Here is a 20,372-nt window from a genome sequence, read left to right as displayed (position 1 = left end):
TTTCATAGCAGAAGTTAATAATGGAGAACGAACTAAAACGGGAGTTAAAAACACCGGGAGCCATTTTAATGGGCTTGGGTTCAATAGTTGGGACAGGCATTTTTGTAAGTATTGCCATTGCTACCCAAATTGCAGGTAGCGGCATTATTATCGCAGTCATAATCGCTGCTGTTCTTGCAGCTCTCAATGGCTTAAGCAGTGCACAACTAGCGGCCGCACACCCGGTGAGTCGAGGTACTTATGAATACGGAAACCGCTTCCTAAACTCTTATTTTGGATTTGCTGCCGGATGGATGTTTTTGATAGCAAAGTCAGCCTCTGCTGCAACAGCCGTATTGGGGTGTATCGGCTATTTATTTTATGCATTGGATGTAAACGCCGATCAAGTGCTCATCATAGGGGCAGGACTTTTGCTGCTTTTTCTGATGACATTACTTGTTTCCGGTGGCATTAAACGAAGCAATCAGGCTAACATACTAATTGTTTCAGCCACCCTATTAGGTCTCGCTTTGCTTGTAATCGTCAGCTTCTTTGTTAAGGGTTTTCCAGTTCAACCTATTATTGATTCTGTAAATGATACCTCCATTACTTCAATTCTATATGGGTCCGCCCTTATGTTTGTTGCATATACCGGTTATGGTCGAATTGCAACGCTGGGGGAAGAAGTATCCCAACCCCGTACTACCATTCCCAAAGCTATCATTCTGGCCATGCTAATTATTGTAATACTCTACCTTAGCGTTTCACTTACAGCCATTCAGGTGATGGGAGCCGAAGCATTTGGACAAACCGTCGAGGGAAAAGCAGCACCCCTGATGCTCGTTGCTCAGGCACTTTCAGTACCCATAATTGGATCTGTAGTCACTATCGCTGCCATTACTGCCATGTTAGGGGTATTACTTAATTTACTGCTAGGTCTGTCCCGGGTGATACTAAGTATGGCACGTAGAAAAGATCTACCCTCTAAACTGGGGAAAATAAATACCAGAAATCAAAGCCCTGCTATAGCTGTCTGGGTAACCGGAGGAATTATTGGCTTGCTGGTATTAAGCGGAGATGTTGTATTCACCTGGTCATTTAGTGCATTCACTGTATTGATCTATTACGCCATTACCAATCTTTCAGCTCTGAGGATGCCCTCAGAATTACGCTTATATCCTAGTTGGATTCCGGCTTTAGGATTATTTGGATGCTTGTTTCTCGCTTTTTGGATTGAGCCCACTTTTTGGATTGGTGGTCTTGTATTACTAGGTGCAGGTTTGATTTGGCATTCAATTGCTTTAAGATTGAAAGCCGCACACAAAAATTAATCTCTAACTAAATTCAAGAGATTTTCTATTGACGTTCACCTAAATCATACCCTCGACAGCAATATTTCCCACAGGCTTGAAGGGCTAGAATCTCCAGGAAGTAAATAAGACATTACCCTTTCCTAAAATCCCAGCGTCTAAAAACTAAAGACTAGTGAGGCTGAAAGAACCGGCGAGACGGCTTCCTCGCTTCGCACCGCCGTCCGCCTTAACTTTACCAATAAAAAAACTGGATTTCAGGGTTCAATACAATCTAACTTTATTCTCGAAAACCTGTTTAGCTATTGAATATCCAGTAGGCCACAAGTAGAACCCCCAACAGGTAAAATGATAAGAACAATATGAAAATAATTCTCGGCGCGTTTTTAGCTTTAGGCCCGGTCAGACTCCAGAAATTCTTCCAATTCCCCATAATCAGAAAAATATATTGTTGAACTTTAGAATTACAAAGATAATAATTTTAAGTTTATTTTAAGATTTTATTTAGGCTACAAGAACATTAATAATTCTCTTTGATAAATTTCAAATCCAGGTTAACACCCTAAATAACAACTTAATACTTGTGTTTGAAGTCCCGTTACAAACCTCATATTGACGTTTTCCTGTAAAGTTTTATCATTTTTATTAACTTTTATTTAAGATTTGTTTGTTTTTTATATCTTTATGGCCTGGTTTGAGTATAAATGTGAAGATCAGTCTTTTATACATTTTGATAAGAAGACTATTTCTTCAGTAAAAAAATTGCTATGAATTTCATTTTAATCGATGATGATCCGGTAACGAATCTAATCAACAAAAAGATTATTCAAATAGCCTGTGGAGATAAGGTGAATACTATCACTACCTTCTTGAATCCGGAGAAAGCCCTCGAATATCTCAATACGATTCCTTTTTATAAGACCGGGGAATACATCATATTTTTAGACATCAATATGCCTGAAATGAATGCGTGGCAATTCCTGGATTATCTTGGTAATCAGAATGAATTTAAAACCAATATTCTTTCCTCCTCAATAGCCAGGTTCGATATAAATAAGGCAGAAAACCATAAATTGGTAAGAGATTACATCTGCAAACCTCTTTCAGTACCTAAATTAAAACATATATACACCAATTCCTGGGAGACAAGCTTAAGTGCCTGAGATTTATCTAAAATCTTACCCATTTTTTAATTTCACCACCCACTGCAAATGGTAAAATCTTTCAAAAAAAAAGGTTCTCCTGTGTATCCCAACCAGCCAGGCTAGCTTTCTAGAATGTATTTCATACTTGGGTATAGATGCCTGGGAATAAATAATAGATAATACTCAATTTGGTATTCAAGAAAAGCAATCCTACAATTTTATAAACGTGTTGAAAAAGATATTAATCAAATTTAAAGTTATTATTTGTAAAAAATCACTGATATAAAAGATTTCAAACTATCCATAGTAGTCAAAAACACATATTAACCATTCATTTAACAGGTCCCCCTGGATACTAATGAGAATAATCGTACTGAGCTGCCTTCGCCACATCTCATCCTAACATAGATCACTCCGGCAGAGAAGAAGGTTAACAACCCTACTAGTAAGACGGCCATCTCTATATTTATAAGGTCAGAAATAACCCCTGTGAGAATAGCTCCTACTGCATATCCTAAATCCCGCCATAACCGAAAAATCCCAATACTTTTTGCCCTGTCCCTGGGGTGAGTATTTTCAGCTATGGTAGCCAGAAAGGTCGGGTATACCATAGCTGTTCCCCAGCCAAGGAGGCTCATTAAACCAACAAACAGCCACATGCTATTAGCCCATACTAATCCAATTAAGACAAGGGCTTGTAATAGCATCCCAACAAATAGCATGTCTTTTTTACAAAATTTATCGGCCATCCTTCCCGTAAATAATTGTCCTATACCCCAAACCGCCGGATAAACAGCTACCACAATTCCTATTTGCTCCAGGCTAAAGCCTCTGGTGGCCAGCAAGATCGGGAATAGCCCCCAGGCCATACCATCATTAAGGTTATTGATAAGCCCTGCCTGCGTAACAGACCCCAGGTTTTTATCTTTCCACGTGGTATCCCAAAAAATGTTCTTCAGTAATGAAACCTCACTGGTAGCTCCCTCTTTTTTGGCATGGCCATGGGTGTCCTTAATAAGGAATATACTGGCTAAAAGTCCCATGATCATTAAACCAATTCCCAGGTAAAAAGGATAAGGTCTTAGTCCATAGACATCTGCTATCCAACCGGTTAAATAGGCAACTACCCCAACAGCCAGATACCCCGCAAATTCATTAAGGCCCATGGCAAAGCCACGCTGCCGTTCCCCTACCAGGTCAATTTTCATCACAACAGTACTCGACCAGGCCAAACCTTGATTTATCCCTAATAATACATTGGCAGCTACAATCCAATTCCAGTTTTCTGCAAACATTAGAATAAAAGGAATAGGAATGGCAAAAATCCAACCTAAAACAAGAAGCTTTTTACGTCCGAATCTGTTGGCTAAAGCCCCCGCATAGTAATTAGCTATAGCCTTAACAATACCGAAAACCACAATAAATGAAAGTATGGCACTGGTGGCAGCTATGCCAAATTCTTTTTCTGCAATTTCAGGAAGAATACTGCGTTCTAGGCCCACCATACCCCCAACAAAGGCATTAACAATTACCAAAAGAGTAAACTGCTTCCAATTTTCTCTTAAGCCGTGTTCTATAGTATCTGTTTTCATATTTTCTCTGTGTATTTATTTTTTGTGAGCTCTTATTACCACAAAACCTCCATTGCCATATCCCTTCTGAGGCTCTTCAAATTTTTCCTCCTCAAGGTTTAAAAGTGTTTGCCAGTATTTGAATTCACTAAAACCTGCTTTTTCCAGTAGTTTGGTTATTTCTGGAACCTCATGGAAATGAGCCGACTTGTAATACGGGTTATTATTTTTATGCTTCTGATATTTTTTACCTAACGGACTTGACTTATCGATCATTCCGATGATTATCGTCCCTCCTGGTTTGGTGATTCGCCAGGCTTCTCTAAAAACCTGTTCTATATTTTGCAGAAAACAATCTACCGTAACCATTAAACTAAAGTCAAAAGAGGCATCAGGATAAGGCATATTTCCCCCTCTTCCAATCTGGACATCAATACCACGACTCATTGCTATAGCAGCCATATTTTCCGAAGGTTCTAAACCATATTTAATTCCAAGAGACTCTGCAAACCTGCCGGTACCTACCCCGATTTCAACAGCCTTTCCGCTATTTGGAATAGCGACTCTAACGGCTTCTAATTCAGAATAGAACCACTTTGCGTGTATATCAAACCAGTGATCATAATCCTCTGCCGCCCAATTGAATGCTTGAATTTGTTCCATAAATAGCTGTTTGTATTAATTACTCATTTCAACAGAAAAACCTTGGGATTTCCAATCAGGAAAGCCTTCTTTTAATCTTCTGGCATCAATTCCGTTTTTTCTTAATAAGTTTACTGCCTCATCAGCATAAACACATAAAGGGCCACGACAATAGGCTATGATTTTTACGTCTGAAGGAAGTTCTCCAAGCCGTTCAGATAGTTCATTTATAGGAATTGAAATAGCATTTGCAATATGTCCCCGATGATATTCTTCTCCGGGACGAACATCCAGGATCAAAGTATCCTTATCATAATTTCCATTATATAAATCCTCCATAGGAATAGGTGTAGGTTTCTGTCCTGAGCGATAAAAATTATTAACTAATTTTTCAGCCTCCGCATTCAACCTAAATCCCAAATCTCGCAGAGCACGCCAGGTTTTAAAAACCTCATCATTGGTAAGCCTGTAATAAATAAAATTTCCTTTCTTATCAATTTCCACAAGACGCGCACCTTTTAAAACCTGTAAATGCTGAGAAGCATTAGCAATGCTTAAACTGGTTTGCTCAGCTATTTTTTCAACCGAAAAAGGCCCTTGTGCTAATAGATCTACGATCTCCAATCTCCGGGGGTTGCCCAATGCCTTAGTTATCTTGGCTAACTCATTATAAGCCTGATCCTTAAAAACTCTTTTATCCATACCCTATTTCTTTGAATAGGCAAATATACAAAAAAGCCAATCTATTCAATTACTTTATTGAATAGTAGATAACTCAGCTAAATAATTTTTGAAGAGGCTTCTTTGCACTTTCGTTATAAAATGTGTGAAATATGTACTGTCAACAACAGCCGGTAAAGCGGTGCACGTTTGTCAAAGTTTTGCACAAAATTAATCCCTGTCTAAAGTCCAAAACTGCCGTCTCAAATTCCCGGCGAGACGGCTCTCCCGCTTCGCACCGCCGTCCGCCTGGTTAAAGGAGAATCACTTGATTTGGTTCTTACTATGGAAGTAGATAATAACTTGGGTTGTTTACTTCGGACTTTAAAAACACTTCCATTTATACTCTCTTTTTGAATTTTTCCTAATCCACTTTTAATAATTTCGATCTACATTTATTTCATACCAATAGGGATTTTCTATTATATTTAAGTACCTGTAATTAGATCAGGAGATTAATGCTTTAAAAAATGATGATAAACAATTTAAAATTACCTGGTTTAATTACCGGTTTATCAATTTTGCTTTCATTTTCATGTATACACAAACCTGAGAAACAACCAGGCTTTACCTATGATAATTCTTTCCAACAAATAAGCGATTCTCTACACTCCTGGACAAATTCACATACACCGGTAGGCGTTGAAGCACTGATCATTAAAAATGAAAAAGTATTATATCATAAGGCATTTGGTTTTAAAGATTTGGAATCTAATGTCCCTCTTGAAATTAATTCAATTTTCAGAGTGGCCTCTATGACAAAACCTATAACTGCAACTGGTATTTTAATTTTAAAAGAAAGAGGTAAACTTCAACTTAATGACAAAATCTCTAAATACATTCCTGCCTTTAAAAAAATAGCTGAAGATTCAATTACTATTGAGCATTTGCTAAGACATACTTCCGGCTATGGGGAATTTCAGATATGGAAAGATTATGGGGAGGAACTTAGAAAACTAAATAATATTCAGGAAGTGGTAGACATTTTAGCAGCCCGTGAACCAGTCTACCCTCTAGGTTTTGAAGAGTATAGTTCATTAAATACCATTTTGCTTTCCCGAATTATTGAAGTAAGTTCAGGAATGCCTGCCGAATTCTTTTTAAAAGAAAATATTCTTCAACCTTTAAAAATGAATGACACCTATTTATTGGAAGATCCACAAGCCGACTGGTTTAAGAAAATACCTAAAACCTATGGAGTAAAAAATGGGATTCCAGAGGTGTATTGGATACCAGGTTCTGATCCTTCTATGTATCCGTTCTTTCGTGGAGCAACAGGGGCAGCCACAACAGCTCATGATTATGCTAAATTTTTACAGCTTTGGTTAAATAAAGGCGAATTAAACGGAACTCGTATTCTCCAGGAAACTACCGTCGACCTGGCATTGGATAACAAGGGCAAAGCTATAGGTTTACATTGGTTTGTGCCTCAATCCCCAATTAAAGCTGATCTTTTTGGACATGCTGGATGGTATGGGACATCGGCATCAGGTTATCAAAATGATAATGCGATTGTTGTGTATCTAACCCAAACCTACAACGCACCAAAAATCGCAGAATTTTATGAAGTACTGGCATATTCAGGGATTCTCGAACACCCGGGCCCATTTGATATTCAAAAAGAATTACCAAAATTGCCTAACCAACCAAATGATGCTACCCTAAGAAAATATATAGGAAAATACAGAGCCATAACTCTGGACAGTATTCATTGGTCCGCTGTAATTGATAATCAGGAAGGGCATCTTCAGGCACATATCAGTAGCGATTTGGACTCATGGAGTGAAAGACTGGTAAATCTAAAACCTGATATATTCGCACCTGGCTATATCAATAAATCCACTCCATTTGCCATTTCTCCGCAAGTATTTTATGAATTCCAGGAACCGGGATCATTTAAGATCAGAGTTTTCGATCGTACAGAATTTAATTTTATTAAGCTGGTAGATTGAAACCTGCTAAGCAATTTCTACCCATTTTAGGCCAGATCACTTCCCCTTTCTATTTTTACTCGTCACTTTTGCAATCTTCCTTATCCCGGATACTACTGATATATTCTACTATCTTTATAGTGATATATCAAGTTGTACCACATTAAAAACAAATAAAATGAAAAGAACAATTCTATTTTTTGTAATACTGTTCGTTACCTATCAATCATACGGACAAAAACCAAGAGCCAGAGATTTGGGTGTTCCATTTGTGGGGGCAACTGGAGAATTTAATGCTATTACAGATGTTAAAGGAGTCGAGGTTGGATATAGCACTATTATTTCTGGGAATGGAGAAAATATAGTAGGTAAGGGTCCTGTAAGAACTGGAGTTACTGCAATATTTCCGAGAGGAAAAGCCAAAAAATTTAGTCCGGTTTTTGCTAATTGGTACAGTCTCAATGGAAATGGAGAAATGACAGGTACAACTTGGGTAACTGAATCGGGTTTTTTAGAAACCCCAATTATGATAACCAATACAAACAGTGTTGGAGTTGTTAGAGATGCAATATTAAAGTGGTATGTAGATACGGATTGGTATAACGGAGACGATTGGTGGTACACCTATCCTGTTGTAGCTGAAACTTATGATGGTTTCTTAAATGACATTTATGGGTTTCACGTCAAAGAAGAAAATGTTTTAGAAGCCATAAAAAATTCATCGAGCGGAAAGATTGCCGAGGGAAATGTTGGTGGTGGAACTGGAATGATGTGCTTAGGCTTTAAAGGAGGTACAGGAACTTCTTCCAGAGTTTTTAAAATTAAGGATTCAACGTATACCCTTGGAGCAATTGTTCAATCCAATTTTGGAGCCAAAAGAAACTTATCAATCGCTGGTGTCCCAGTTGGAATTGAATTAAAAGACACCTTAAATTACGTATTTAATGCGCCACCTAAATCAAGACGACAAGAAGGAGACGGTTCAATTATAGTTATTGTTGCAACTGATGTTCCACTTTTACCTCACCAATTAAAAAGAATAGCACAAAGAATTCCATTAGGTGTTGGAATTGTAGGCGGACGAGGAAGTAATGGTTCTGGAGATATCTTTTTAGCATTTTCTACGGCTAATGAGAATGCATTTAATCGGGATGAAGCAACAACCGTAGAATCAATGTCGAATGACCTGCTAATGCCTGTTTTTGAAGCAACTGTTCAGGCTGTTGAAGAAGCAATTATCAATGCAATGGTAGCTGCTGAAACAATGGAAGGAATTAATGAAAATAAAGCGTATGCATTACCTCACGATTTACTAATTGAAACGCTGAAGAAATATAATCGAATACAAGAATAACGTGGTACCACACTCTATAAGCGTAATGCGGGCGAAAGTGCTAAATTTAACCGAATGGAATATTAACAAACAAAAGTTAGACTGAAAGTGAAGTGCTTCTAATCCCGCACTACACTTATACTTGCCCGTTGGTCAACATTAAACGAACCGAATAATAAAATATCACTGAATGAAAATGAATAAAATTTTAAGAATATTATTGATGTGGTTACCTTCAGTGATAATTACCTTGTTTTATATTCCAAACGCTTTGGATAAAATGCTTAACTCAAATCAAACGGATAAAATTGTAACTAATAGTAGTATAATGATTGCTACTGGGATCTTTCTTTTAGTTTCAACAGCAATGTTCTTATACAAGAAAACAATACTAATCGGAACCTCTCTATTAGCCCTTTATATGACTTTTATAGTATTTATTCATATGTACAAAGGAAAACCTTATGAAGTAGCGATTTTACTTGTAATGGCGACGATATTTGCTTCTTATATTAGGAAACCACAACTATTTCATCCGAAACAAGAAGTGTAGATTTATGAGTCTGAATTAAAAATTGACAAACTGAAAAATGAAATATCTCCTCACCGGGCAGGAAACCGAAAGATTAAAATTTAGACTATTGAAACCGGAAGATTTTGATTCTTGGATGGGTTTATTTAAGGCAAAGAATATTGCCAAATATTTAGATCTTGACATCCATCTTTCAGAATCTGAATTGTGTAAGAAATGGTTCGATAAAGTATTTCACAGATATGAAAATGATTTGGGAGGAATGAACGTTCTTATTAACAAAAAGACAAACAAACTTGTGGGGCAATGTGGACTTCTGGTTCAAACTGTTGAAGAGATTGAGAGGTTGGAGGTAGGTTACGCAATCCTTCCTGAATTTTGGAATCAGGGTTTTGCATCTGAATCAGCAACCAAATGTAAGAATTACGCTTTTGAGAATCAATTCGCCGATTCCCTGATTTCTACCATACATATCGATAACTTAAGCTCTGAAAAAGTGGCCTTAAAAAATTGTATGACTTTCGAAAAAAGGCTGGGATCTTTCAATATTTTCCGAATAGACAGGCAGAATTGGAACAATTAATCAAGTGTACATCACCAAATCCTATTAAAAGCAAAAATCTTGAGTTTCCAATAAGACAGGTCTAAAATCAAAACTTCAGTACTTAAAAATAACGGCAGGTAAAGCGGTGCACGCTTGCCAAAGCTTTGCACAAAATTGCCGCCAAAACCGGTATTTTTTTCTCCGCTTCGCTACAAATAAAACCCCTTTAATTTCGGCACCATTTTCCCTGAGAAAATAGCGCCAAAATTAATTTGTCATCAATTTCACAAAGCTCCGGCCCCGTGCTCCAGGCATTCTTTTTTGAGAAAAAGAGTTCCTCCGCTGCGCTCCAAAACCCATTTCCTCAAAAAAATGCCTTCCTCCATGCTTCCGCGCCCTGCGGGCCTTTCGCAATGTCAAAAAAAGTCATCTGCTTAATGCACCTGAATAAACCCGTTGATCAGCTCTCAAAACTGATAAACTCCGATCTCCCCAATCTTTTTTTGCAACTATCCTGGTTTCCTGCTTCACCCGACGGGTCACCGGGTAAAGCCACAAATCAAACTTTTAAATCTGGTCATCCGGTAAAGAACCCGACCTTTTCTTGGAAAAGCTACTTTTGTTCCTCAACTGGCAGAAAAATCGGAAAACTTGGGAGAAACTTTGATTCCAATTAAAATAGAGCGAAACCAAAGACAGGAATTCCAAAATGACCTTATGGACATAACTGAACTTGGAGACATTGAAGAAAAATTAGTGTGCAATTAACCGGTGAGCTCACCAAAAATTACATATTTAATAATATTTTCTCATTTATTTTGAGATGTTGAAAACAGTCATGTACCTAGTTTACACCTCAAAAAATCAAAATCTTAGTATTTATGGGAACTGATAACTTCTGTATTGGAAAGTAAATTATACATTTTACTTGGTGCCAAATGATATAAAATGATACCAAATTTCTTTAATTCATAGGGTTTAGCAGCTGGCCGGCGATCCTTTCTTCAATATTTTCTGAATATCCGGTGACTTTCTTATTTGCTATAGTGATACTTTTTTTTCTAAGTTTTTGAGCTATCCAAAGATTTTTCAGAATTGGTTATTTCCTAAAAATGTTCGGCCATCTCTATATAATTAATCCAAAGCCTGAGATCGGCAAATGCTGAAAATGGAATTTTAAAAATGTCCTGTGACTGATAAAATTTACTTTAGATAAAACTAAAGCGCTTAGGAATTAAAGCTTTTTTTTCTTCAAAATAATGAGTGACTGAAGCTTTTAAACCCATAGTGTTCCAATCTTCAATATTCTGAACTTCCTCTTTGGGTAATACAAACGAACGCACTTTTGGTGTCCCCATCCTCGTGTCATAAAAGTTCTAGTTAAAGAACCTTTAAACCCAGGGGTGAGATTTGTCATTTTTTTTGAATAGAACAATAATTAGTTTTAAGTATGACAAATCATTCACCTTTAACATTGCTGGTCACAGCCACACTTTTCATTTTTGCCTCGCTTTCCTTACAAGCGCAACAGAATCTTACTGCTAAGGAGATCGTTAAAATGGCCGATGAAAACATGCGGGGAAAGACCTCAGTGGCCGATATCGATATTCAGATCATCAGGCCTACCTGGAAGCGGGAAATGAATATGAAAGCCTGGAGCAAGGGGGATGACTTTTCCATGATCCTGGTGAAATCTCCTGCCAAAGAAAAAGGCACTGCCTTTTTAAAGAGAAAGAAAGAGGTTTGGAACTGGATTCCTTCAATTGAGCGAACTATAAAATTACCACCCTCCATGATGTCACAAAGCTGGATGGGCACCGATTTCACGAATGACGACCTTGTGAAAGAAGCCTCAGCCGTAGAGGATTATGATCATAGCCTTTTGGGCCTGGAGAATTTAAGGACTAAGGAAACCTATAAAATCGAGATGGTCCCAAAACCGGATGCGGCTATAGTCTGGGAAAAGGTAATTGTTTGGATAGATACCCTGGACTTTTTACAGTTAAAAGCAGAGTTCTATGATGAAGACGGGGAATTGGTAAACGTGATGAATACAGAAGATATCAAAATCTTAGGAGGCAGAAAGGTCACCTCGAAAATTGAAATGCTCCCGGTGGATAAACCAGGTTACAAAACCCTGATTATTTACAGGGATATTGTTTTCGATAAAGAGATCGAAGACAACTTCTTTACCACTCGTAACATGAAACAATTGAAGTGATGTTTTTAAAGATCGCATGGCTGAATATCTGGCGGAATAAACGACGAACCCTTATTACCGCAACCTCGGTATTCTTCGCCGTATTGCTTGCTATCCTAACAAGATCTGTCACCATTGGAGTGTATGAAAACATGATTAGGAATATGGTGAGTTATTCTTCAGGTTATCTTCAGGTTCACCAAAAAGGTTATTGGGAGGAACAATCCATAGACAACACTTTTGAGCTAGATCCTGAGCTGAACCAAAACTTACTGCAACAACCCGGAGTCATCCAAATAATGCCACGTCTGGAGAGCTTTGCTCTAGCCTCTTTTAAGGATAGAACCAAAGGAGTTATGATTTTAGGAGTCGATCCTCAAAAGGAAAAAACGGTTAATAACCTCCATGAGAAAATTATTGAAGGGCGGTTTCTTGAAAATGAAAAGGAAAATGCCGTTGTAATTGGGGAAGGCATGGCCTCATATCTTCATTTAAATATTGGCGATAGTCTTGTAGTACTTGGCCAGGGATATCATGCCAGTAGTGCCGCAGGAAAGTACAGTATAAAAGGGGTTATAAGTTTGGGCTCACCTGATTTGAATGACAATATTGTCTATATGCCTATTAAACAAACCCAGGCAATGTATGGAGCTGAAAATCGTCTCACCGCTATCTCTATAATGCTAAAGAAATCGGCAGATCTTAGAGACCTAAAATCGAAGCTTGAGCCCCGGCTTGATCCGGCAAAATATGAGATTATGACCTGGAAGGAAATGATGCCGGAAATCGACCAGTTTATTGAAGCTGATAGTACCGGGCATTTAATTATAATAGGAATTCTTTATTTAATAATTTCTTTCGGGCTTTTCGGAACCCTGCTCATGATGACTTTCGAAAGATTAAGGGAATTCGGGATTCTCATAGCTATAGGCATGAAAAAACAGCTCCTAGGATTTATACTGCTGTTAGAATCGGTTATGATTTCTCTTATCGGTTGCTTTCTTGGTGTGATTGGGGCAAGCCTGGTGATCAGGTGGTTCACAAAATACCCTATTTATTTTACAGGAGAGCTAAAGGAAGTGTATCAGAATTATGGAATAGAACCTATTATCTTTTTTTCTGAAGATCACCAGATTTTAATTACTCAAACCGCAATAGTCATGTTTCTATCGGTTATCCTGGCTTTGTATCCGGGGATAAAAATAATGAGGCTTAAACCAATAGAAGCCATAAATAGTTAAAGATGTTGGTACAACTTGCCTGGCGGAATATTTGGCGCAATAAAACCCGAAGTCTTATTGTAATAAGTTCTATTGCCATTGGCTTATGGGCAGGTATTTTTATCCTGGCTTTCGCCTGGGGTATGTATAAGAATAATATTGATGAAACAGTTTTTAAACAACTTTCTCATCTTCAAATTCACCATCCTTTATTTTCCCAGGAGAATGATGCCAAATTCATTGTCCCCCAATCAAACGAAATTGTAGAAAAACTTAAAAGTCAGGCACAGGTTTCAGCGGTGAGTTCCCGGGTAATCACTTCAGGAATGATCTCTTCTACTACCACTGCACGAGGAGTTAAGATTATAGGTATAGATCCTGCTTCTGAAAAGAAACAGGTCAAGCTCCATGAAATTGTCTGGCAGGGAGATTATTTTGAAACAGGGAAAGAAAATGAGATTTTGATTGGAGAAAAACTGGCCAAAAAATTAAAGCTTAAGTTAAAAAGCAAAGTGGTGCTCACCTTCACTGATGTGAATTCTGAAATTATTTCCGGAGCTTATAGAGTTGGCGGAATATACCGTTCAGGAAATCTTTCTTTAGATGAGGTGAATGTTTATGTTTTGCGACCTCCATTTAGAGAAATTTTAGGCTTGAGTAAAAATGAAACAAATGAAATTGCGATCCTGCTAAAGAATGAATCAGTCCTTACACAGGTTAAAGAATTTGCCAAAAGTATCGCTCACGGTTTGAAGGTGGAAGATTGGAAAGAAATGGCGCCGGAGTTAAGACTGGTCATAGAATCTTTTAATCTCTATACCTATATTATTACGGGAATCATTCTTCTAGCCTTAACTTTTGGAATAGTCAATACCATGCTTATGTCGGTCCTTGAGCGCGTTCGGGAGTTAGGGATGCTCATGGCAATTGGCCTCAATAAGCTAAAAATATTCCTGATGATTATGCTGGAAACCCTTTATCTTTCTTTAATAGGCTGTCCCATAGGGCTTTTGATAGGTTGGTTGACAGTAAAATTACTAGGGAATTACGGGATAAACATTTCCATGTTCTCTGAAGGACTCACTACTTATGGTTTTAGTCCTATGATCTATCCGGCTTTAGACGGCCGGAATTACGTAATTGTAGCGGTTATGTGTTTGATCACGGCCTTGCTCTCAGCGATTTACCCGTCGTATAAAGCGCTTCAATTAAATCCTTCAGAAGCGATTAGAAAAATTTAAAGATATAAGAATATGGCTAAAACGATAATAGATGCGCATAACATCAGTAAAATTTACAATAAGAAAATGGTGCCGGTGAAAGCGCTGCAGGATGTACATGTACATATTGAAGCAGGTGAATTTGTTGCTTTGGTTGGCCCATCTGGGTCAGGAAAATCCACCCTGCTTAATATGATGGGAGGATTGGATAAGCCTACTTTGGGCACGGTAATTATTGATAATATTGAGATTACCAAATTATCAGAAAATAAATTGATCGATTTAAGGCTTCACAATATTGGTTTCGTATTTCAATCTTTTAACCTGATCCCGGTACTTACTTCAAAGGAAAATATAGGTTTTGTACTTCAACTTCAAAATGTTCCGAAGAAAAAAAGAAGACAGCGAGTAATGGAGTTGCTAAAAGAGATAGGGCTCGAAGATAAAATGGACAATAAGCCGGGTGAATTATCAGGCGGGCAACAGCAAAGAGTTGCCGTGGCAAGGGCTCTGGCTTCGAAACCCAAAATCGTGCTTGCCGATGAACCCACTGCAAACTTAGACTCGATTTCGGCTAATAAACTAATGGAGACCATGGCAAAACTGAACCGGGAAGAGAATATTACTTTTCTGTTCTCCACTCACGACCCCCGAGTTATTAAGAAGGCAAGAAGGGTAATCACCCTTGTTGACGGGCGGGTAGATTCCGATGAGGAGCAAATTCCAACATAAAATCATGGAAAAATGGAGATTATTTCTGGTTTTGATGATACTGGTATCATTCAATGTGAATTCACAGGAAGATTCGCCCAGGATCTCTTTACAGGGGTATATTAAAAACCTCCATGAATTCAGCTTTATTGACAGGCTGGACCAACTACAATGGACAAGTCTTATTCATAACCGACTTAATTTTGAATACTTCCCGAGTGATGAATTCAGTATAAGACTGGAAGTAAGAAATCGAGTTTACTACGGAGATGGTGTAAGAAATTTTCCAGGCTTTTCTAAAAACCTGGACTATGATCCTGGCCTGGTAGATCTTTCGGTTAACATATTTGACGAAGATAAGCTTGTTTTTAATACTCTTATTGATAGGGCACTGGTTAATTATACAAAGGCTAATTGGGATATTAGCCTTGGCCGGCAACGAATTAACTGGGGGATGAACCTTGCATGGAACCCAAATGACATCTTCAATACTTATAATTTTCTGGATTTTGATTATGAAGAGCGCCCCGGAAGTGATGCTATAAGGATCCAGTATTATACCGGAGATTTCAGCAAGATCGAACTAACCGCAAAGAGAGGAGAACAAAATGATGACTTTATTGCCGCCGGGATGTACAAATTCAATAAATGGACCTACGATATCCAGTTTTTGACCGGGGTGTATCAAAAGGACCTGATTATAGGAACAGGATGGGCAGGGAACCTTAAAGAAGCTGGATTTAAAGGTGAGATCTCCTATTTTGTACCCTATGAAGAATATCCCGGGAGTGAAAATGTAATGAGCGCTTCCATTTCGGTAGATTATGCTTTTGAGAAAGGTTTGTACGTGAATAGTTCTGTGCTCTATAATAGCTCTACGAATAACTCCCTTTCAACAATAGAAGATCTCATCCTGGCCAGGATAAATGCTAAAAACCTGATGCCTTTCAAATATTCATTTTTCATTCAACTTTCAAAGGAATTTACTCCCATTTTTTCCGGGGCGACTAATTTCATCTATTCTCCCACGAGACATTCCGTGATTTTTATGCCCTCTCTTGTTTATTCCCTGGCGACCAACTGGGAACTAAACCTAACAGGTCAGTCATTCTTGGAATTCAAAGATTACAAGACCCTGGGGAATAGTTTCTTCTTAAGGATACGATACAGTTTTTAAATAATAGTATTTGATAGATCGCTTTTCTGTGCTTCCAGAAATGCCCAAATCACTTGAGTAAGCCTTCATACTGGATCATTTTTCTTCAACTAAGCTGATAACGATCATAATTATAACCGTTCTTTCTTCCGAATTTTATACTATCAAAATCAATAACGAAAACCTTTTCTTAAGATCGGAAATAAAAAAGCTTTAACTATGAAGAATACTGCACCTCTGGGTGATTTGGAAATAGCACAAAAAGTAGAATTGCGCCATATTTCAAACATCGCTGAAAAAATGGGTTTGAGACCTAACGAAATCGAAATGTACGGGAATTACAAGGCTAAGATCCCACTGGACAAGATCGATAAAGAAAAGGTAAAAACAGCAAACCTCATCCTGGTTTCGGCGATTTCCCCTACCCCTGCAGGAGAAGGAAAAACCACTGTTTCAATAGGTCTTTCGGAAGCCCTGAACCGTTTAGGAAAGAAAACCACCGTAGTGCTAAGAGAGCCTTCTTTAGGCCCTGTCTTCGGGATCAAGGGTGGTGCCACCGGAGGCGGCTTTTCACAAGTACTACCCATGGAAGATATCAACCTCCACTTTACCGGAGATTTTTCTGCAATAGAAAAGGCTCATAATCTTTTAGCCGCAATTGTGGATAATAATTTGCAGAGCAAAACAAGAAACCTGGGACTTGATGCGCGTACCATTTCCCTTAAAAGGGTGATGGACGTTAATGACAGAGCTCTTAGAAATATAGTTATTGGTCTGGGGGGTACAGGCTCGGGAATCCCCAGGGAAAGCGGTTTTGATATTACGGCTGCTTCAGAGATCATGGCTATCATGTGTCTTGCTGAAGACCTTTCAGATCTTAAAAGAAGACTGGGAAACATTTTTATAGGATACACCTTCGACAAGAAACCTGTCTTCGCTCGTGATCTAAATGCTGAAGGGGCGATGGCTGCACTTTTAAAAGAGGCGATCAAACCTAACCTGGTGCAGACAATTGAAGGAAACCCTGCTATCATTCACCTCGGTCCCTTTGCCAATATTGCACAAGGAACCAACTCGGTGATTGCTACAAGGATGGGCATGAGCCTTTCAGACTATACCGTTACAGAAGCCGGATTCGGTTTTGACCTGGGAGCAGAAAAGTTTCTGGACATCAAGTGCCAAAGCGCCGGTCTTTCTCCAAAAGCCGTAGTGATTACCACCACTATTCGTGCTTTAAAATATCACGGAGGTGCCAGTTTGAGCAGTTTAACCATCCCTGATGTGGAAGCCTTGAAAAAAGGTCTTCCTAACCTGGAAAAACACCTTGAAAATGCAAAAGTCTTCAACCTTACTCCGGTTATCGCCATCAACAGGTTCATCTCAGACAGTGAGGAGGAAATTCAGATTATTAAAGATCTGGCAGATAAATTAGGAGTTAAAGTCGCTCTTGCCGATGGATGGGCGAAAGGTGGAGAAGGCGCTTTAGAGCTGGCACAAAAAGTCATTGAAGTAGTAGAAGGCAACAAAGAAAAATTCACTCCGCTTTACGAATGGGACTCGGCAGTGATCTCTAAAATAGAAAGCATCGCTAAAAAGATCTATGGGGCCGAAAAAGTTGAATTTGGTTCTAAAGCCAGAAAGGATCTTAAGAAAATCTATGATTTGGGAATGGAAAATCTGCCCGTGTGCATTGCCAAGACCCAAAAATCTCTTTCAGATAATCCTTCGCTCCTGGGAAGACCTAAAGGTTTTACCTTAAACGTGAGGGAGATCGAAATAGCCTCAGGCGCAGGATTTTTGATCCCCATTACAGGAGATATGATGCGTATGCCCGGATTACCTGGTGTACCTGCCTCAGAAAGAATTGATATTGATATGGAAGGAAATATTTCGGGGCTGATTTAAAGGGCAAGAATTATTTTCTTCTAAACAAAAGCGGAACCTAAAAAGTTCCGCTTTTTAATCCTAAAAAATAAGGTTGTGATTTAATTTTTTATCCGGAAACCAGAGAAATGATATTACAATATTTTTGTGTTATTTTAAGATTTTTCGGCCTTCCTCCTTATCTTTATAATCGTTTTTAATTAATCTATCTTCCACACTAATGAAAAAGCTATATTTTTTCCTGATACTTTCAGGATTTTGTCTTTCTGCTAAAGCCCAAACAATAACTCCCGAAAAATTGTGGGAGCTTGAACGAGTTTCTCCAATAGGTTTAACCGATGATGGGGAGCAGGTGATTTTTTCCAGCAGCTCTTACGATATCAATACCAACACCAGTAATTCTAAAACTTTTGTACTTTCTCTTAAAGGCGGGGAACCCACTCAAATAAAATCCTACGACAGTATTTATACAGATCCTAAAGTATCACCTTCAGGCGAATTTAAATTAGTGTCTAAAGAAATAAAAGTCGAGCCGGTTAGCGGGGAGGATTTTTATCCTGAAATGAAAAAATCTGAAGTTTATATTTATGATGATCTCAACTACAGGCACTGGGATACCTGGGAAGACGGAAAGTACAGCCATTTATTCATAAAGAATCTTTCTTCAGAAGAAGAATGGGATATGATGGAAGGAGAACCCCACGATACCCCGCAAAAACCATTTGGCGGTTCAGAAGATTATATCTGGAGCACTGATGGCAGCAAGGTTTATTATGTTTCTAAAAAAGTAAAAGGAAAAGATTATGCAATAAGCACAAATACCGATATCTATTCCTATGACCTGGCTTCAAAAACCACAACCAATCTAACTGACGACAATGAAGGCTATGATACTGCGCCTGCAGTTTCTAAAGACGGTACTCTTGCCTGGTTGCAAATGGACGAACCCGGATATGAATCTGATAAAAATGATATCATAGTTTTGAGAGATGGCCAAAAACTGAATCTCACCAAAGATTGGGATGGAACTGTGAGTAGCTTTCTGTGGAGTAAGGATGGGAAGAAGCTTTTCTTTATAGCTCCTACTATGGGGACCAAACAATTATTCGAAGTAAAACTTCCGAAAAAAGCTTCGGCTGAAGTTAAACAAATCACCAGTGGTCAGTTTGATATTACCGGAATGGCAGGCCAGGCAGATAACAGCATGGTGGTGACCAGAACAGATATGAATCACGCTTCAGAGATTTATCTGGTAGATCTGAAAACCGGAGAAATGGATCAGGTTAGCCACGCGAACGATAGTTTTTATGACGGAATTAAACTGAGCAAGGTGGAAAAAAGAATGATTCCTACCACCGATGGGAAAGAAATGCTAACCTGGGTGATCTACCCACCAGACTTTGACCCAAACAAAAAATATCCTACTCTTCTTTACTTACAGGGTGGACCTCAAGCTCCTTTATCTCAATTTTATTCCTTCAGATGGAACTTTCAGTTGATGGCTGCTAAAGGTTATATTATTGTTGCTCCCAACCGAAGAGGGATGCCCGGTTATGGTGTAGAATGGAACGAGCAAATAAGCGGCGACTGGGGAGGACAAAATATGGAAGATTACCTTTCAGCCATAGATGAAGTGAGTAAAGAAACTTTTGTAGATAAAGACAGACTGGGAGCTGTAGGTGCAAGTTACGGCGGGTACTCGGCTTTTTATCTTGCCGGTCACCATGACAATCGTTTTAAAACCTTTATTGCTCATGATGGAATCTTTAATACCCGTAGCATGTATGGTACCACAGAAGAACTGTTTTTTGTAAACAAAGATCTTGATGGTGCATACTGGCAAAATCCAACTCCCAAAGCCTATACCGAATTTAATCCTATTAATTATGTTAATAAATGGAACGCTCCCATCTTGATTATTCAGGGCGGTAAGGATTATAGGGTTCCAATTGGGCAGGGTCTTGAAGCCTTTCAGGCCGCACAACTAAAAGGTTTAAAAAGTAAATTGCTTTATTTTCCAATGGAAAACCACTGGATCTTAAGCGCTCAAAATGGGATCATCTGGCAAAGAGAATTCTTTAAATGGTTGGATGAAACCTTATAAGGTTAATACAATATTTTAATGCCTGGGAATTTGCCTCGGAATTAAAATAATTGTTAATACAACTGCCTCGTGAGCCAGCTTACGAGGCAGTTTTATTAAGATGGATACTAGTATCTTAGTTAAAAATGTTGGATACCAGAAAAAATTAGTTTCCAGCAAGAATTCTAAGT

The 20,372-nt window shown here is 38.5% G+C and carries 17 protein-coding genes; 13 read left to right on the top strand and 4 right to left on the bottom strand.

The window, feature by feature from the left end:
* Positions 1 to 20: 20 nt before the first annotated feature.
* Positions 21 to 1,310: an APC family permease gene (locus BUW93_RS13565; RefSeq protein ID WP_081212278.1), complete on the top strand. Its 1,290-nt coding sequence runs from the start codon at positions 21 to 23 to the stop codon at positions 1,308 to 1,310.
* A gap of 746 nt (positions 1,311 to 2,056) precedes the next feature.
* Positions 2,057 to 2,452: a response regulator gene (locus BUW93_RS13560; RefSeq protein ID WP_081212277.1), complete on the top strand. Its 396-nt coding sequence runs from the start codon at positions 2,057 to 2,059 to the stop codon at positions 2,450 to 2,452.
* Between the two features lie 317 nt (positions 2,453 to 2,769).
* Here BUW93_RS13560 and BUW93_RS13555 read toward each other — a convergent pair whose 3' ends face one another.
* Genes BUW93_RS13555 through BUW93_RS13545 form a run of 3 tightly spaced genes read right to left on the bottom strand, consistent with a single transcriptional unit; the run spans position 2,770 to position 5,349 of the window.
* Positions 2,770 to 4,026: an MFS transporter gene (locus tag BUW93_RS13555; RefSeq protein WP_081212276.1), complete on the bottom strand. Its 1,257-nt coding sequence runs from the start codon at positions 4,024 to 4,026 to the stop codon at positions 2,770 to 2,772.
* Positions 4,027 to 4,041: 15 nt separating this feature from the next.
* Entirely contained in the window at positions 4,042 to 4,668 is a 627-nt protein-coding gene (locus BUW93_RS13550; RefSeq protein WP_081212275.1) for a class I SAM-dependent methyltransferase, read from the bottom strand.
* Between the two features lie 15 nt (positions 4,669 to 4,683).
* Entirely contained in the window at positions 4,684 to 5,349 is a 666-nt protein-coding gene (locus tag BUW93_RS13545) for an ArsR/SmtB family transcription factor (protein ID WP_081212274.1), read from the bottom strand.
* Positions 5,350 to 5,837: 488 nt separating this feature from the next.
* On the opposite strand from BUW93_RS13545, the gene BUW93_RS13540 reads away from it, so the two are divergent.
* From BUW93_RS13540 to BUW93_RS13525, 4 genes are all read left to right on the top strand, one after another.
* Positions 5,838 to 7,319 (top strand): serine hydrolase domain-containing protein, encoded by a 1,482-nt coding sequence (locus BUW93_RS13540; RefSeq protein ID WP_081212273.1) that lies wholly within the window; start codon positions 5,838 to 5,840, stop codon positions 7,317 to 7,319.
* Between the two features lie 157 nt (positions 7,320 to 7,476).
* Positions 7,477 to 8,652, top strand: a complete 1,176-nt coding sequence (locus BUW93_RS13535; protein ID WP_081212272.1) for a DmpA family aminopeptidase — start codon at positions 7,477 to 7,479, stop codon at positions 8,650 to 8,652.
* 169 nt (positions 8,653 to 8,821) lie between these two features.
* On the top strand, positions 8,822 to 9,184 hold the full coding sequence (locus BUW93_RS13530) for a hypothetical protein (protein WP_232778367.1): 363 nt from the start codon (positions 8,822 to 8,824) through the stop codon (positions 9,182 to 9,184).
* Positions 9,185 to 9,221: 37 nt separating this feature from the next.
* Positions 9,222 to 9,746, top strand: a complete 525-nt coding sequence (locus BUW93_RS13525) for a GNAT family N-acetyltransferase (protein WP_081212271.1) — start codon at positions 9,222 to 9,224, stop codon at positions 9,744 to 9,746.
* 1,169 nt (positions 9,747 to 10,915) lie between these two features.
* Here the strand turns inward: BUW93_RS13525 and BUW93_RS14975 are convergent.
* Entirely contained in the window at positions 10,916 to 11,065 is a 150-nt protein-coding gene (locus BUW93_RS14975) for a hypothetical protein (RefSeq protein ID WP_157893337.1), read from the bottom strand.
* Between the two features lie 92 nt (positions 11,066 to 11,157).
* On the opposite strand from BUW93_RS14975, the gene BUW93_RS13515 reads away from it, so the two are divergent.
* The 7 genes from BUW93_RS13515 (at position 11,158) to BUW93_RS13485 (ending at position 20,202) form a co-directional block, all read left to right on the top strand.
* Positions 11,158 to 11,928: an outer membrane lipoprotein-sorting protein gene (locus tag BUW93_RS13515; protein WP_081212269.1), complete on the top strand. Its 771-nt coding sequence runs from the start codon at positions 11,158 to 11,160 to the stop codon at positions 11,926 to 11,928.
* Complete coding sequence (locus BUW93_RS13510; protein ID WP_081212268.1) at positions 11,928 to 13,148, top strand: ABC transporter permease; 1,221 nt, start codon at positions 11,928 to 11,930, stop codon at positions 13,146 to 13,148. The genes BUW93_RS13515 and BUW93_RS13510 overlap by 1 nt, the downstream gene beginning before the upstream one ends.
* A 2-nt stretch (positions 13,149 to 13,150) precedes the next feature.
* Entirely contained in the window at positions 13,151 to 14,368 is a 1,218-nt protein-coding gene (locus BUW93_RS13505) for an ABC transporter permease (protein WP_081212267.1), read from the top strand.
* Between the two features lie 12 nt (positions 14,369 to 14,380).
* The gene (locus BUW93_RS13500) at positions 14,381 to 15,079 is read left to right on the top strand and encodes an ABC transporter ATP-binding protein (protein WP_081212266.1); all 699 of its coding nucleotides are present in this window, start codon (positions 14,381 to 14,383) and stop codon (positions 15,077 to 15,079) included.
* 4 nt (positions 15,080 to 15,083) lie between these two features.
* On the top strand, positions 15,084 to 16,235 hold the full coding sequence (locus tag BUW93_RS13495) for a hypothetical protein (RefSeq protein ID WP_157893336.1): 1,152 nt from the start codon (positions 15,084 to 15,086) through the stop codon (positions 16,233 to 16,235).
* A 198-nt stretch (positions 16,236 to 16,433) separates the two neighbouring features.
* The gene (locus BUW93_RS13490; protein WP_081212264.1) at positions 16,434 to 18,119 is read left to right on the top strand and encodes a formate--tetrahydrofolate ligase; all 1,686 of its coding nucleotides are present in this window, start codon (positions 16,434 to 16,436) and stop codon (positions 18,117 to 18,119) included.
* 199 nt (positions 18,120 to 18,318) lie between these two features.
* Positions 18,319 to 20,202 carry a S9 family peptidase gene (locus BUW93_RS13485; RefSeq protein WP_081212263.1) on the top strand — a complete coding sequence of 628 codons (1,884 nt, stop codon included), beginning with the start codon at positions 18,319 to 18,321 and terminating at the stop codon, positions 20,200 to 20,202.
* Positions 20,203 to 20,372: the final 170 nt, after the last annotated feature.

The organism is Salegentibacter sediminis, assembly GCF_002078605.1.
GTDB classification, from domain to species: domain Bacteria; phylum Bacteroidota; class Bacteroidia; order Flavobacteriales; family Flavobacteriaceae; genus Salegentibacter; species Salegentibacter sediminis.
The sequence above is the reverse complement of the archived record's forward strand: the minus strand, read 5'-3'. Positions and strand labels throughout refer to the sequence as shown.